At 72.5% G+C, this 14,492-nt stretch carries 13 protein-coding genes; 6 read left to right on the forward strand and 7 right to left on the reverse strand.

The window, feature by feature from the left end:
* The 4 genes from NAF06_RS05885 to NAF06_RS05900 all read right to left on the reverse strand — a co-directional run bounded on the left by NAF06_RS05885 (window position 1) and on the right by NAF06_RS05900 (window position 4,782).
* Window positions 1–1,494: a HEAT repeat domain-containing protein gene (locus tag NAF06_RS05885; RefSeq protein WP_008585399.1), complete on the reverse strand. Its 1,494-nt coding sequence runs from the start codon at window positions 1,492–1,494 to the stop codon at window positions 1–3.
* Between the two features lie 89 nt (window positions 1,495–1,583).
* A complete protein-coding gene (thpR, locus tag NAF06_RS05890) occupies window positions 1,584–2,168 on the reverse strand; it encodes an RNA 2',3'-cyclic phosphodiesterase (RefSeq protein ID WP_008585396.1) in 585 nt (194 codons plus the stop codon).
* Between the two features lie 120 nt (window positions 2,169–2,288).
* On the reverse strand, window positions 2,289–2,936 hold the full coding sequence (locus tag NAF06_RS05895; RefSeq protein WP_008585394.1) for a class I SAM-dependent methyltransferase: 648 nt from the start codon (window positions 2,934–2,936) through the stop codon (window positions 2,289–2,291).
* Between the two features lie 82 nt (window positions 2,937–3,018).
* Entirely contained in the window at window positions 3,019–4,782 is a 1,764-nt protein-coding gene (locus tag NAF06_RS05900; protein WP_008585392.1) for an excinuclease ABC subunit C, read from the reverse strand.
* A 125-nt stretch (window positions 4,783–4,907) separates the two neighbouring features.
* Between NAF06_RS05900 and NAF06_RS05905 the strand changes: the two genes are divergently transcribed.
* The 3 genes from NAF06_RS05905 to NAF06_RS05915 all read left to right on the forward strand — a co-directional run bounded on the left by NAF06_RS05905 (window position 4,908) and on the right by NAF06_RS05915 (window position 8,256).
* Window positions 4,908–6,521: a methyl-accepting chemotaxis protein gene (locus tag NAF06_RS05905; protein WP_049908832.1), complete on the forward strand. Its 1,614-nt coding sequence runs from the start codon at window positions 4,908–4,910 to the stop codon at window positions 6,519–6,521.
* Between the two features lie 145 nt (window positions 6,522–6,666).
* Complete coding sequence (locus NAF06_RS05910; protein ID WP_008585389.1) at window positions 6,667–8,061, forward strand: cytochrome P450; 1,395 nt, start codon at window positions 6,667–6,669, stop codon at window positions 8,059–8,061.
* A 3-nt stretch (window positions 8,062–8,064) separates the two neighbouring features.
* Window positions 8,065–8,256, forward strand: a complete 192-nt coding sequence (locus NAF06_RS05915) for a hypothetical protein (RefSeq protein ID WP_080507161.1) — start codon at window positions 8,065–8,067, stop codon at window positions 8,254–8,256.
* 344 nt (window positions 8,257–8,600) lie between these two features.
* Here NAF06_RS05915 and NAF06_RS05920 read toward each other — a convergent pair whose 3' ends face one another.
* The 3 genes from NAF06_RS05920 to mdh are packed head-to-tail and all read right to left on the reverse strand — an operon-like array spanning window position 8,601 to window position 10,321.
* On the reverse strand, window positions 8,601–9,149 hold the full coding sequence (locus NAF06_RS05920; protein ID WP_008585371.1) for a 2'-5' RNA ligase family protein: 549 nt from the start codon (window positions 9,147–9,149) through the stop codon (window positions 8,601–8,603).
* 13 nt (window positions 9,150–9,162) lie between these two features.
* Entirely contained in the window at window positions 9,163–9,351 is a 189-nt protein-coding gene (locus tag NAF06_RS05925; protein WP_008585369.1) for a DUF7554 family protein, read from the reverse strand.
* 55 nt (window positions 9,352–9,406) lie between these two features.
* Complete coding sequence (gene mdh, locus NAF06_RS05930; protein ID WP_008585367.1) at window positions 9,407–10,321, reverse strand: malate dehydrogenase; 915 nt, start codon at window positions 10,319–10,321, stop codon at window positions 9,407–9,409.
* A gap of 131 nt (window positions 10,322–10,452) precedes the next feature.
* Here mdh and NAF06_RS05935 point away from each other — a divergent pair, with 131 nt between their 5' ends.
* From NAF06_RS05935 to NAF06_RS05945, 3 genes are all read left to right on the forward strand, one after another.
* Complete coding sequence (locus tag NAF06_RS05935) at window positions 10,453–11,046, forward strand: DUF7474 family protein (protein ID WP_008585365.1); 594 nt, start codon at window positions 10,453–10,455, stop codon at window positions 11,044–11,046.
* 48 nt (window positions 11,047–11,094) lie between these two features.
* Window positions 11,095–12,516: an MFS transporter gene (locus tag NAF06_RS05940; protein WP_008585363.1), complete on the forward strand. Its 1,422-nt coding sequence runs from the start codon at window positions 11,095–11,097 to the stop codon at window positions 12,514–12,516.
* An 82-nt stretch (window positions 12,517–12,598) separates the two neighbouring features.
* Window positions 12,599–14,449 (forward strand): sensor histidine kinase, encoded by a 1,851-nt coding sequence (locus NAF06_RS05945; RefSeq protein WP_008585360.1) that lies wholly within the window; start codon window positions 12,599–12,601, stop codon window positions 14,447–14,449.
* The last annotated feature ends 43 nt before the right edge of the window (window positions 14,450–14,492 follow it).

Below are 14,492 nucleotides of genomic sequence, written 5' to 3' on the forward strand. Positions count from 1 at the left end.
CTACCCGTCGTAACTCTCGGTGTAGTCCGCGGGCCAGCGGACGTAGACGTACTCGACGTGTCTGTCCGCGGCCGCCTCGACGACGGCGCGCTTGAACCGCCGCAGCACGGCTCTCGCGCGCTCTCGGGCGGCCTCGGAGGCGGTCCCGTCGCTCGCGAGCGCCCGGAGTTCCCGTTCGACGTCGACGCCCAACGGGGGCTCGGCCGGCTCGTCCGGTGGATCCGCCGCGTCCGAGATTCCCTCGGTCGCGTCCTCGGAGACCCCCTCGGTCGCGTCCTCGGAGATCCCACCGGTTTCGCCCTCCGAGACGATCCGGGGCAGGTACGCGGCGGCGAGGTCCGCCACCAGCCGGTCGCGGTGGTCGAGCGCGTCGATCAGCCACTCGACCGCCGCCGACCGGTCGGCCGCGCCGGGGTCCGCTGCCTCGAGGAGTTCGCAGTACAGCCACGCCGCGTACCGCCGCACGTCGGTGTCGCGCGCGCCCGTGCCGGAAGACGGGCTCCGCCTCCCTCCCGTCCGATCGGCCGCGGTCCGCTCCCCGGCGACCGCGCGGAACGCCGCGAGCAGCCCGTCGGCCTCGAACGGACGCTCGGTCAGGAGTCGGTCGCGAACGTCGCCCGCGGGGACGGCGTCCGCCTCGGCGACGACCGCGGCGACGGACGCCGCGGCGGCCCGACGCACCGCTTCCGAGGGGTCTCCGAGCGAGCCGAGCAGCGCGCCGGTCGCGTCCCGCCGGTCGAGGTCCCCGAGCCGCTCGACGACGGTGAGCCGGAGCCGCTCGTTTCCCCGGCGCGCCGCGAGCGCGAGCAGCTCGACCGCCTCGTCGGTGTCCATCTCGACGAGCGCGTCGACCGCGGCGCTGCGAACGAGGTCGTTCGGCGCGTTCACCAGCGGTCGGACCGCCTCGACGTTCTCCCCGCCGACGCGGGCGTAGCCCCTGACTGCCCGGGCGCGGACCCGGTCGTCGCCGTCGTCGAACGCCTCGCGGAGCCGGGGCGCGGCGTCCTCGCCTCCGACGAACCCCAACCCGGTCGCGCCGACCATCCGATACGCGGCCCGGTCGCGGTCCAGCCACCGCGCGAACGTCCCGGCGGCGCTCTCCTCCGGCTCTCCGGCCCCCTCCGCGCCCTCGCCGCGCCGTCGCTCGGCGATCCGCCTCGCCAGCCGGTCGACGTGGGCGTCGCCGTGGAAGTACAGCGACTCGATCGCCGCCGCGCGGACGGCCTCGTCGGGGTCGTCGAGCGCGGTCCCGAACAGCGCCTCGACGATCCGGTCCCGCTCGGCGCTCATCGAACTGGAGGGATTGCCGAGCGCCTCGGCCGCCTCGCGGCGCGTCGAGGCGTCGAACCGCCGGTCGAGCCGCGCCATCGCGGGCGGCCGACCGCCGTCAGTGCGCCCGGCGTCGGCGTGGGCCGAGCGGTCTCCGCGGTGACGGCCGGCGTCGCCGCTCTCCGTCGGCTCCGGGGCTTCGTCGGTCCGCGGCCCGTCGTCCATCTACGAAAACCTCACCGATCCGGTACGTTAAACGCACGGCCGCGATTATCCGAACTGAGAATCTCTCGGGGGCTCCGAGTCCGTCCGCGTCAGTCGAGCCCGAACACCCGGACCGCGTCGTACTCCGGCCCGGAAGGCGTCAGCGTCGACTCGATCAGCCGGATCTCGCCGACCGAGAACGTCCCGACCGCCGGGTCCTCGGCGTCGAGCGCGTCTCGGACCGCGTCGGCGCCGGTCGCGTTCTCGACGCGGCCCAGCGTGACGTGCGGCGTGAACCCGTGGTCGGCCGGGTCGACGCCGAGCGCGGTCGTCTCGGCTTCGAGCGCCTCGTGGAGCGCGGCGAGGTCGTCGCCGCCCCGGCCGACGCCGGCCCAGACGACGGAGACGTACTCGCGGTTCGGGAAGACGCCGAGGCCGCCGACCGCGGCCTCGAACGGGGCGACGCCCGCGCGGTCGACCGCGCGCTCGCCGGCTTCGATCACGTCGTCGACGGCGGGCGTGTCTCGGGGGGAGTCCCCGTCGCTCTCGGCGACGTCGCCGCAGAACTTCAGCGTCACGTGCGCCTGCTCGGGGTCGACCGGGTTGACGCCCGGCGCGTCCGCGAAGGGGGCCTGCGCGTCCGCGACTGCCGGGGCGAGGTCGTCCGGAAGGTCGACGGCGAAGAACGCGCGCATCGTCGGGCGCGACGCTTCGCCGCGACGGTTGATAAACCCCGGCCGATGCGGCGGCGTCCGCCTCGCGTCGGCCGCCCCGCCAAATCCCAATTTCTCACCGCTTGGGCCGCCTCGCACCGCTCATTTCTCGACTATCACGCACGGGTTCGTCTGCCCGATCGACCGCCAGTCGTCTTCCCCGACCGCCTTCCAGAAGCTCCGCGGCCTCGTCCCGAGCGCGTCCCGGATCTCGTCGTACGTCAGGAGGTTCTCGCCGTCGAGCAGGAGTTCGAAGCGCTCGGGGTCCGTCTCCGGGTCGCTCCGGTACGCGGCGCGCGTGTGCCGGTTCGGATAGTTGAAGATCAGCCGTCCGCCCGGTTCGACGCGCGCGTACAGCGCCTCGATCGCCGGGACGATCGCCTCGACGTAGTGGAGCGTCGCGATACACGTGACGCACTCGAATCGCCGGTCGACGTCGAACTCGGGAAGCCTCGCGGTCTCGAAGGTCAGGTTCTCCGCCCCTTCGGCGTCGGCGAGCGAACGGTTCCCCCGCAGGACCGACTCGGCCGCGTCGTACCCGAAGAGGGACGCCTCGGGGTGCCGGCGACTCAGGGCGAACAGGGCGAACCCGGGCCCGCAGCCGACGTCGGCCACGGACTCCGGGAACGGTTCGAACAGCCGGTCGAGCCGGTCGGCCATGCGCTCGCCGGCGGCCCGCATCCCGTCCAGCGACGCCCGGTCGGTCGTCCGCCAGTGTTCCTCCCAGTCGATCGTCGAGGGGAACGCCATGGCTCCGTCGGGAGATGGGGCGGGCCGGCCGAGAGTCCGTCGATCGGCGTCGTTCCGGGTCGCGGTGCGCGTCGCCCGACGGTCACAGCCGCTCCCGGATCGTGTCGGCGGTCGCGTCGCCGACGCCGTCGACGTCGGTGAGGTCGTCGCGGGAGGCCTCCCGCACGTTCTCGACCGACCCGAACCGACGCAGGAGCCGGCGGCGCGTCTCGGGGCCGACGCCCGGCACGTCGTCGAGGACCGTCTCGACCCCGTCGCGGACGGTCTGGTGGTAGGAGACGGCGAAGCGGTGCGCCTCGTCGCGCACGCGCTGGAGCAGGTGGAGCTCGGGGGCGTCGTCGTCCCACCGCCGAGTCCCGGTCGGGGTGACGACCAGCTCCTCCGCCTTCGCCAGCGCGACGACGGGCACGTCCCAGCCGGTCTCCGCGAGCGCGTCGCGGGCGGCCCCCAGCTGTCCCTCCCCCCCGTCGATCAGGAGGAGGTCGGGGTCGGGGCGGTCGTCGCGGCCCTCCGTCGCGCGCTCGGCGCGCCAGCGGATCAGCTCGCGCATGTTCGCGTAGTCGTCGTTGCGCTCGGTGAGCTTCTTTCGCCGGTAGTCGGCCGTCTCCGCGCTCCCGTCGACGAAGCACACGTCGGAGCCGACCACCGCGGTCCCCTGCGCGTGGCTCACGTCGAACCCCTCGATCCGCTCGGGGCGGGCGATCCCGAGGCGGTCGCCGAGCGCGCCGACGGGGTCGTCGCGGCCGCCGCGCTTGCGGGCGTTCTTCAGCGCGAGTTCGACGAGTTTCGCCTCCCGGCCGGCCCCCGGTACCCGCACCGCGACCCCCTCGGCCTCCAGCCAGTCGACCACGTCAGAGTCCGACGGGCGCTCCGCGAGGAGGACCGCGTCCGGGAACTCCCGCTCGGCGTAGTACTGCGCGAGGAACGCCGAGAGGACCGCCGCGGGGGTGTTGGCGTCCGTCTCGTCGCCGGTCTGCCCCTCCTCGACCGCCGCCGCGTCCAGGCGGTGCCGGCTCCGGTCGACGAGCTGTCCGCGCTCGCTGTGGAGCCGGGCCACGCGGGCGTCCTCGCCCTCGACCGCGGCCGCCAGCACGTCGACGACCCGGTCGTCGGTGCGGTCGCTGACGGCCTCGCCCCCCTCGCCGTGGAACGCCTCGACGGCCTCCAGCCGGTCCCGGAGGTTCGCGGCGCGCTCGAACTCGTTGGCCTCGGCGGCCGCCTCCATCCGTCGCCGGAGGGGGTCGGCGAGGATGCCGGTCTCGCCCTCGAAGAAGCGGCGGGCCGCCGCCACGTCCTCGGCGTAGCTCTCGGCGTTGATCTCACCGGTACACGGCGCGGAGCAGATCCCCATCTCGTAGTCGAGGCAGGGCCGGTCGCGCCCCTCGTACTTGTGGTCCGAACAGCCCCGCAAGCGGTACTCGTCGCGGATCGCCTTCACGACGGTCTCGACGCGCCCCACGTCGGTGAACGGCCCGTAGGCGACCGCGCCGGCCTCGGGGTCGCGGGTGACCTCGATCCGCGGCACCTCGTGGTCGGTGAAGGCGACGAGGGGGTACGACTTGTCGTCCTTCAGCCGGACGTTGTACCGCGGTCGCAGCCGCTTGATGAGGTTCGCCTCCAGGAGGAGCGCCTGCGTCTCCGTGTCGGTGACCGCGAACTCGATCCGGTCCGCGCGCTCGACCATCCCCCGGATCCGGCCGGAGCGCGGGTCCGCGTACGACCGCACCCGGTCGCGGAGGTCGAGCGCCTTCCCGACGTACAGGGTCGTCTCGCCCGCCCGGAACTGGTAAACCCCGGGCTCCGTCGGGAGGGATCCGGCCCGCTTGCGCACCGCGTCGGCGTCCATCGGTCTCGGATCGCCGTAGCCGTCGAACGCGTTTGAACGCTGCGGGTGGGCGGGAACTCTGATTATCAAACTCGAACACCGGGACGTGCGGTTTATGCCGGCGGTTGGGAAATACTCACGCAGATATGACGGGACTTCGAGGGCTGCTGCGGCGCGTGCTCGGCCGGGGCGGGGACTCGCGGTCGGTCCCGGACGGCGGTGTCGTCGTCGACGGATCGTCCGACGACGGGGGACCGGGCGAGCCCGGGACCGACGAGAGTGACGCCGAGACGTACGAGATAACTCAAGAGCGGGGCGTCGACCGCGCCGAGACGCTCGCGGGCGCGGGCTTCCAGCAGGTGTTCGACGCGACGAGCGTCCCGACGTTCATCCTCGACGCCGACGGCAACGTCGCCGAGTGGAACGAGTCCATCGTCTCGCTCACCGGGGCCGAGCGCGAGGACGCCGTCGGCCACCCCCACGTCTCAGAGCTGTTCTACCCCGACGGCCGGCGGGCCGACACGCTCGCCGACAAGGTGCTCGACGCGCCGGAGACCGCCGACGAGGAGTACGGCGTCGAGCGCTGCGACTCCGAGGCGACGCGCTACCGCGACACGAGCACGATGGTCGACCGGCACGGCGACGAGAAGCACATCGAGTTCACCGCGACCCCGATGTACGACGACGGCGAACTCGTCGGCGTCACGGAGGTCGTCGTCGACCGCACGGAGAACGTCAACGAGCGCGACGCCACGGCCCGGCTCGTCTCCGAGATCCGCGAGACCGCCGAGGAGATCGGCGAGGGGAACCTCGACGCCCGCGCGGTCTGCCACGACGAGTGCGAGGAGGTTCTCGACGATGATCTGCTCCGCGTCGTCGGCGTCGTCAACCAGATGGCGGAGAACCTCGATCAGCTCTCCTCGGGCGTCCACGAGAAGGCGCGCGACCTCGACGCGACCGTCGGCGAGGCGAGCGCCGCCGCCGCCGACATCGCCGAGAACGTCGACGAGCAGAACGAACTGCTCGAGGAGAGCGTCTCGGAGATGCAGTCCTTCTCGGCGGGCATGGAGGAGGTCGCCGCGACGGCCGACGAGGTCGACACCGCCGCGGTCGCCGCCGCCGACGCCGCCGACGAGGGGCTCGACGCGAGCGAGGACGCCCGCGAGGCGACCGAGGACGTCGTCGAGATCGGCGACGAGTTGGTCGAGAGCGTCGGCGCGCTCTCCGAGCGCATGGACGACATCGAGGAGGTCATCGAGGTGATCTCCGACGTGGCCGAGCAGACGAACCTGCTCGCGCTCAACGCCAACATCGAGGCCGCCCGCGCCGGCGAGGGCGGCGACGGCTTCGCGGTCGTCGCCGAGGAGGTGAAGAAGCTCGCCGACGAGACCCGCGGCTACACCGAGGAGATCACGGAGAGCCTCGACAAGCTCCAGGCGCAGTCCGCGGAGACCACGACCGCGGTCGAGCGCTCTCACGACCGCATCGAGGACGCGGGCACCGAGATCGAGACGGTCCTCGACTCGCTCGAAGAGATCGCCGACGCCGTCGACGAGGCGGCCGCGGGCGTCGCGGAGGTCGCGCGCACCACCGACGACCAGGCCGCGACCGTCGAGGAGCTCACGTCGTCGCTGGAGGCGGTCCGCGAGCGCTCCGACCGCACCGAGGCGGCGACCCAGCGCATCGTCGACGCCACCGACGACCAGGAGGCGGCCGTCGACGAGCTGATCGCCCGCGTCGAACAGCTCGACGCGCGGTAGTCACCGCCGATGCCCGGTAATCACCGCTTCCCTCCCCCGCTCCTCCCGTTCGCTTTCCCCGTTCCTCCCGTTCGCTTTCCCCATTCCTCCCGTTCGCTTTCCCGCTCCGCCGAACGTTTAACCCCGCTCAACCCCCACAAACAGTATGTCCGTCACGCCGCCCGGACCCCTCGGCGACCCCGTGTTCGGGAACGGTCGCCAGTTCGCCGACGACCCGTTCGGATTCCTCCGCGCCTGCGCCGACAGCTACGGCGACGTGGTGCGGCTCGACCTCGGTCCCCGCGAGACGTACCTGCTGACGAACCCCGCCGACGTGGAGCGCGTGCTCGTCGCCGACGCCGAGCGCTATCGCAAACCGCAGTTCGGCGACGACGCGATGGACGCCTTACTCGGCGACGGCCTCCTCATGAGCGACGGCGACACGTGGCAGCGCCAGCGCAAGCTCGCGAACCCCTCGTTCCACAACCGCCGGATCGGCGCGCTCGACGGGACGATGGTCGATCACACCCGGTCGCAGCTCGCGGACTGGGAGGACGGGGACGTGGTCGACGTCCAGCTCGAAGTCGCCCGGCTCACGGTGAAGATCATCGTCTCGGCGATGTTCGGGGCCGACATCACAGACGAGGAGGTGAAGACGGTGCAAGAGAACCTCGAACCGCTCGGCGCGCGCTTCGAGCCGGACCCACGCCGGTACCTGATCCCGAACTGGGTGCCGACCCGCGAGAACCGCGAGTTCGACGCGGCGATCGACACCCTCGAGTCCGTCATCGACGGCATCGTCGACCGCCGCCGCGGCACGGAGCGCGACCCGAGCGTCGACCCCGCCGGCTCCGAGGGCGTCGCGGTGCCCGGTCCCGCGGGCGACGGCGACGGCGACCTGCCCATGGACCTGCTCTCCGTCCTGCTCCGCGCCCGCGACCGCGGCGAGCAGACCGACGAGAACCTCCGCGACGAGCTCGTCACCATGCTGCTCGCCGGCCACGACACCACCGCGCTCGCGCTCACCTACACCTTCTACCTCCTCTCGAACCACCCGGAGGCCCGCGAGCGCGTCGAGCGCGAGGCCGAGGCGGCGACGAGTGAGTCCCCTCCGACCGCGGCCGACGTGCGCGAGATGGCGTACACCGAGCGCGTCCTCAACGAGTCGATGCGCCTCTACCCGCCTGTCTACACGCTGTTCCGCGAGCCGAAGCTCGACGTGAAACTGGGGGGGTACCGGATCCCGGAGGGGTCCGCGCTGATGGTCTCGCAGTGGGCCGTCCACCGGTCCGACCGGTGGTACGACGACCCCGAGGCGTTCGACCCGGACCGGTGGCTCCCCGAGCGCCGGAGCGAGCGCCCCCGGTTCGCCTTCTTCCCGTTCGGCGGCGGGCCGCGCCACTGTATCGGGAAGTCCTTCTCGCTGCTCGAAGCGAAGCTCATCCTCGCGGAGGTCTGCTCGCGGTTCGAACTCGACTACGAGGGGCCGGACCTCTCCTTGCGCGGCTCGCTGACGATGCACCCGAACCACCCGGTGCCGATGCGGCTCCGCGAGCGCTGAGCGATGGCGGACGCGGACGAGGGATCGGAATCCTACTGCGCCCGCTGCGGCGACCCCCTCTCTCGCGGTCTCGTCGCCGGAAAACAACGCGCCTGCTGTCTCAACGCGACGCCCATCGCAGGCGTCTGTCCGACCCACGGGCCGGTGGGACCGCACCACGCGGTCGACGACCCAGACGCGGCCGATAGCAGGTGAGCGGCTCCGGCGAACCGGTTCGTCACCACTACGACGCCATTCGGCGGTGGCGCGTGCCTGCGAGCGTGCCGCCGAAGGCGGCCGCGAGGAGCACGCGCGAGGGAGTCGGCGGCGACCAGCGGGAGCCGCCGACGAGGCTGGGGAGGCGTGAGGCGGGGCGGGAATCGAAGGGGCAGCCGCGAGAACGAACCTCGGTGACGCAAGCACCGCAGGAGCGAACGGAGTGAGCGACGAGGAGCACAGCGAGCCGCGGGAGTTCTCGCGGCTGGGGCTTCGGCGGTGTTCGCGTTGAGCAGTGACGTACGGATCTCGTTTCCTCGACCGACTACGTCCCCGACGACGACCTACAACTCAATCGTCGCCGCGACCTCGCGGAACTCGGGGTCCCACACGTCGAGCGCGTGGACGCGCCACCGGATCGGCTCGAACGCGGCGTCCACCAGCGCCGCGACCGCCCCCGGCTCGGGGTTCCCGCCCCGCGCCAGCGTGACGTGCGGGACGTAGTCGTCGCCCTCGATCCCCTCGACGGCTCCGAACGCGGCGCAGAGACGCCGGTGGAGGCGTACGAGCCCGCCGCTCTCGACCGCGAGATACACGACCGGGCGCGACCCGGAGGCGGGCGCGTCGAACACGTCGACGCCGGTCACGGCGACCTCGAACGGGTCGGTCCTCGCCAGCGGCCGGCTCAGCCGTCCGCGTAGTCGGTCGAGGGCGTCCTCCCTCGCCGGCGTCTCGCCGGCGTCGCCCTCCGCGTCGCGCACGTCGCCGACGCCGAACCGCTTACAAACGAGGGTGTGCCGCTCGCGCACCCGATCGAACCCCTCCAGTTTCGGGTGGAGATCGCCCGCGAGACGGTCGACCGCGGGCGAGAGCGGGACGTTGAGGCTGAACACGTCGCGGGCCGGCTCAGATCCGATCGGCGAGGCGTAAGGCGATCACGACGACGAGCGCGACCCCGATCAGCGTCGGGATCGCGTCGAACAGCCAGAACGCGACGTCGAGGACGGTCTCGACGATCTCCACGAGAAGCCATACCACGACGAGGAGCAGAACGAGTTTCAGCAGGTCGTCGGTGTCGATCTCGGCGCGGTCCATGCCGTACTCGGGGCGGGGCAGCGACAAAAATCCGAGGGTGACGCGAGCGCGTCCGCTACGTGATCTTCTCGTACTGCTCGGAGAGCTTCTCTGCGGCCTCGTCGAGCAGCTCCGACTCGTAGTCGTCGAGGTCCCACTCGACGACCTCCTCGACCCCCTCGGACCCGAGCTTCGCGGGCACGCCGAGGGCGGTGTCGTCGTAGCCGAACTCGCCGTCGAGGACGACCGAGCAGGGCAGCACCTCGCCGGTGTCGTTGACGATGGCCTCGACCGTGTGCGCGACCCCGGTGGCGGGCCCCCACTGCGTCGCGCCCTTCCGGCTGATCACGTCCATCGCGGACTCCTGGAGGTCTTCGAGGATCGCCTCCTTCTCGTCGGCGTCGAACGACGGGTCGTGACCGTTCACGCGCACCTTCGAGAAGACGGGGGCCTGCGCGTCGCCGTGCTCGCCGAGGATCGTCGCCTCGACGTTCTTGACGGGCGCGTCGAACCGCTGCGAGAGGACGTAGCGGAAGCGCGCGGAGTCGAGCCGCCCGCCGAAGCCGACCACCTTGTGGCGGTCGCGGTCGCCCGCCTCGTACAGGTGGCGGTTGAGGAGGTCGACCGGGTTGGAGGTGGTGACGGTGACGAAGTCGTCGTTGTGCTCGGCGATGGAGGAGCCGATGTCCTCCATGATCGGCGCGTTGTCGCCGGCCAGGTCGATCCGCGTCTGGCCCTCCTTGCGCGGGATGCCGGCCGTGATCACGACCACGTCCGAGCCAGCGGTGTCCGCGTAGTCGCCCTGCCGGACGGTCGTGTTCGAGTCGTAGGCGACGCCGTGGTTCGCGTCGGCGGCCTGTCCGATCGTCGTCTCGCGCTGGTCCGGGATGTCGACGAAGACGAGCTCGTCGACCACGTCGCGTAACGCGAGGTTGTAGCCCGCCGCGGCTCCGACGGTCCCCGCCGCACCGATAACGCTTACCTTTGTCATACCGTCTGAAATCGGGTCCGGCCGGCGAGTAAACGTTTCGGAACGCCGTGATCGACCGTGCGGATCCCGGCCGTCGCCCGCGGCGGACCGTCGCGAAACGCCTAACTCCGGCGGCGACGCAGGGGGTCGTAGTGCCGACGTTCCGCTACCCGTGTCCCGGCTGTCGGACGACGAACAGCCTCCACGACGCCGACTGCGAGTTCGAGGGCGTGAGCTGGCCGACCGTCGAGAAGGCGTACACGGACCTGCTTTCGGTGCTGTCCGCCGAGCCGGACGGCCTCTCGGAGGCGGCGCTGCGGGACGCGATTCCGGCCGACTGGGGCGGCCTCCACAAGGCCGCGCTCGGGGCGCTCCGGCGCGACCAGCGCGTCGTCGAGGACGGCGACCGGCTCCGGCTGCTCACCGCCGCGGAGTTCAAGGAGCTGGTCTCGGAGCCGACCCGCGAGCCGATGCGGACGGTGTACGAGCACGGCTCCGTCCCGGGCTGTCACGACAACGCCGTCTTCGCGATGGTGGCGTGGTACGAGATGGTCGGCCTCTCGTGGCCGGAGACCCGCGAGAACGTGATCGAGTGGCTCCGCGAGTCGGGCGCGTGGGACCGCGGCGGCTTCGAGGAGTCGACGCCCGAGGAGCTCGTCGACGCCAAGCGCCACGTGTACGACGAGGGATACGGCTGGAAGGAGAAGGGGCAGTCGGCGAAGCGCGTGATCGAACGGCACATCTGAGCGCCCTCGCGACCGCCCGCTTAAGTTTCCGCGTAACCTCCCGCCACCGTGACACACCCGGAAGCCGGCGCGGCGTCCGGCAAGGGCGGTCTCGACGAGGTCGCCGAAGTCGACCCCTCCGCTGCCGACTCCTCCGACGCCGCGGGCGACGACACCCCTCGATCCCCGGCGGTCGAAAACCCCCGACGCGCGCTCGCGGTCGTGATCGGCGTCGTGTTCATCGATCTGGTCGGCTTCGGGATCGTGATCCCGATCCTCCCTTTCTACGTGCGGTCGTTCGAAGTCAGCGACGCCTTCATCGGGCTGCTCGCGGCGTCGTACTCGCTCGCGCAGTTCCTCGCGGCCCCCACGCTCGGCCGGCTCTCCGATCGGATCGGTCGCCGCCCCGTCCTGCTCGCGTCGCTCGCCGCCGCGGGCGTCGCGTGGGTGACGTTCGGCTACGCCGGGGCCGCGGGGGCGCGGTTCGGCCCCGTCGCGGCGCTGGCGACGCTGTTCGCCTCCCGGACGCTCGCGGGCGCGATGGGCGGCAACATCGCCGCCGCGCAGGCGTACGTCGCCGACATCACGCCCCGAGACCGCCGGGCGGGCGCGCTCGGCCTCATCGGTGCCGCGTTCGGCCTCGGCTTCGTCTTCGGCCCGGCGATCGGCGGACTCCTCGCCGCCGACCCGGTCGTCGCCCGCGCCGACGCGCTCCTCCCGGCGTTCGTCCCGGCGACGGCGTACTCGCTCCCGAGCTTCGCGGCGGCCGGCATGAGCTTCCTCGCCGTCGCCGTCGGGTTCGCGTTCCTCGACGAGCCGACGCGGACGCGACCCGCCGGAGCGGTCGGCGGTCGGTCGACGACGGTCGTCGGCCAGTTCCGCGACGCCCTCGCCTCCGCGACGCTCCGGCCGCTGACGGCCGCGTACTTCGTCGTCGCCGTCGCGTTCGCCGGCGTCCAGGTGATGTTCATCCCGTACGTCGCGGACGCGTTCGGCTACGACGCGACCGCGGCGGCGTTCCTGCTCACGTACGTCGGCGTCCTCGGCGCGATAAACCAGGGGATCCTCGTCGGGCGGCTCTCGCGGGTCGTCTCCTCGCGGACGCTCGTCGCCGTCGGCTCGGTCGTCCTCGCCGTCGCGCTCGCCGCGATCCCCGCGAGCGGGTTCGTCGACCGCGCGACCGGCGGCCTCGCCGTCGGCGGCCCGGCGTGGCTCACGCTCCCGCTGCTCGCGCTGCTCGCCGCGCTCGCGGCGCTCTCGCTCGGCAACGCCCTCGTCAACGTCTCGCTGGCGACGCTCGTCTCGGCGTCGGCGGACGACGCGGCGCAGGGCGCGGCGTTCGGCGTGACGCAGGGCGCGTCGAGCCTCGGGCGGACGGTCGGGCCGCCGCTGATGGCCGTCCTCTACACGGTCGCCGTCGCGTCGCCGTTCCTCGTCGGCGCGCTCCTCCTCGTGCCCGTGGCCGCGGCGTTCGGCCGCCGGCTCGGGTGACGGATCGGCCGACCGGACTGGGAACGGGCGACCCGCCGCCGCACGACAGTTTTACGCCCGCGCTCTCCGTCGTACGCCACACATGGCCCTCGACCTCCTCCCCGCGTGGCCGGCGGTCGGCTCGCTCGCGGGCGGGGCGGGGGCGCTCGCGCTCGCGTGGGCGATCCGCGAACACCGCGGTCGCCCGGGCGTCGACTGGTTCCTCGGCGTGTTCGCCGCGCAGACGACGTGGTGTTGCTCCTACGGGGTCGGACTGCTCGTCGCCGACCCGACGCTCCGCGCCGCGCTGGAGGCGACGATGTGGCTCGGCGTGATCTGGACCGGGATCGCGTTCCTCGGCTTCGCCCTGGAGTACACCGGCCGAAGCGACGTCGTCCGCAGCCGCCTGTTCGCGGGGATCGTCGGGTTCGGACTCCTCTCCTCGGCGCTCGTCGCCACGAACTCCCTCCACGGTGCCCTCTGGACCCGATTCGCCCGAGACCCGGCCTTCGGCGTCGAGACCGTCTCGTACGCCTTCGGGCCGTGGGCGTACCTCACGGTCGCCGTCGAGACCGTCCTCGTCGCCAGCGCGGTCTTCCTCCTCGTCGACACGCTGCTCAGCTACGGCCCGCTGTACCGCCGGGAGAGCGCCGCGGTCGCGCTGAGCTCGCTCCCGCCCGGGTTCGCCCTCGTCGCGTGGACGCTGCAGCTCGGCCCCGTCCCGCAGCTCCAGCTCGCGCCGCTGATGTTCGTCCCACACATGGTCCTCGACGCGTACGCGTTCAACCGCGCGGAGATGTTCGACCGGAACCCGACGACCAGCCGCGCCGCCGAGCGCACGGCGATAGACGACCTCCGGGACCCGATCGTCGCGCTCGCGCTCGACCGCCGCGTCGTCCGGCTCAACCCCGCCGCCGAGGCGGTCTTGGATGTCGACGCCGAGACCGCGCGCGACCGCCCGCTCGCCGACTTCCTGGAGCTGCCGGTGTCGATCGGCGACGAGGACCCGATCGAGTCGGACGGCGACGAGTCCGGCGTCGACGAGGACGCGGGCGGCGGCTCCCGCGAGACGGTGCGGATCGACGCCGCTTCCGGCACCGGGACGCGCACCTACGCCGTGTCGGTCTCCCGGCTGACCGATCCCAACGGGACGCACGTCGGGTACACGGTCGTCCTCTCGGACGTCACCGAGCGCGAGCGCCGCCGCCAGCAGCTTGAGGTGCTCAACCGCATTCTCCGGCATAACCTCCGGAACGACGCCGGGGTCGTCCACGGGTACGGCGAGATCCTCCGCGACCGCCTCGAGGACCCGGAGCTGCTGCGGATGGCCGACGCCATCGAGCGGCGCGCGGGCGCGCTGGCCGCGCTCGGCGAGAAGGCCGGCACGGTCGAGCGCCTCCTCGCCGACAGCGACCCCGAGCGGACGGACGTCCGCGACCTCCTGCGGTCGATCGTCGCGGACGCCCGCGAGCGCGACGGCGACGCGACCGTCGAACTCGACGTCGACGGCGGCGGCCTCGACGCCGCCAAACTTGACGACGTCGACCTCGACGCCGACGGCGACTGGACCACGCGCGTCAGGCCCGATGCGCTCCGCGCGGTCGTGGAGAACACGGTGGAGAACGCCGTCGACCACCACGACGGCGAGGGGGTCGAGCGCGACGACGGCGGGACGTGGGTCCGCGCCTCGCTCCGCCGCGAGGGAGATCCGGACGACCCGGACGGCGACGCCCGGTTCGTCCTCGCCGTCGAGGACGACGGTCCCGGCATCCCGGACCACGAGGTCGAGGCGGTCGAGTCCGGACGGGAGACCGCCCTCGAACACGGCTCGGGGCTGGGGCTATGGGTCGTCGCGTGGGGTGCCGCCGCCGTCGGGGCCGACGTGGAGTACGCCGACCGGGAGCCGCGGGGGACGCGGGTGACGGTGTCGATTCCGGTGGTCGAAGCCGAGTGAATCGGGCGGAAACCGAGACCGAAAAACCCTCGAAAACTGCCGG

The organism is Halorubrum hochsteinianum (assembly GCF_023702125.1).
GTDB classification, from domain to species: Archaea; Halobacteriota; Halobacteria; order Halobacteriales; family Haloferacaceae; genus Halorubrum; species Halorubrum hochsteinianum.

Coding starts and splice junctions, on each gene's coding strand:
- NAF06_RS05885 (WP_008585399.1), bottom strand. CDS start 1,494: ATGGACGACGGGCCGCGGACCGACGAAGCCCCGGAGCCGACGGAGAGC.
- thpR (WP_008585396.1), bottom strand. CDS start 2,168: ATGCGCGCGTTCTTCGCCGTCGACCTTCCGGACGACCTCGCCCCGGCA.
- NAF06_RS05895 (WP_008585394.1), bottom strand. CDS start 2,936: ATGGCGTTCCCCTCGACGATCGACTGGGAGGAACACTGGCGGACGACC.
- NAF06_RS05900 (WP_008585392.1), bottom strand. CDS start 4,782: ATGGACGCCGACGCGGTGCGCAAGCGGGCCGGATCCCTCCCGACGGAG.
- NAF06_RS05905 (WP_049908832.1), top strand. CDS start 4,908: ATGACGGGACTTCGAGGGCTGCTGCGGCGCGTGCTCGGCCGGGGCGGG.
- NAF06_RS05910 (WP_008585389.1), top strand. CDS start 6,667: ATGTCCGTCACGCCGCCCGGACCCCTCGGCGACCCCGTGTTCGGGAAC.
- NAF06_RS05915 (WP_080507161.1), top strand. CDS start 8,065: ATGGCGGACGCGGACGAGGGATCGGAATCCTACTGCGCCCGCTGCGGC.
- NAF06_RS05925 (WP_008585369.1), bottom strand. CDS start 9,351: ATGGACCGCGCCGAGATCGACACCGACGACCTGCTGAAACTCGTTCTG.
- mdh (WP_008585367.1), bottom strand. CDS start 10,321: ATGACAAAGGTAAGCGTTATCGGTGCGGCGGGGACCGTCGGAGCCGCG.
- NAF06_RS05945 (WP_008585360.1), top strand. CDS start 12,599: ATGGCCCTCGACCTCCTCCCCGCGTGGCCGGCGGTCGGCTCGCTCGCG.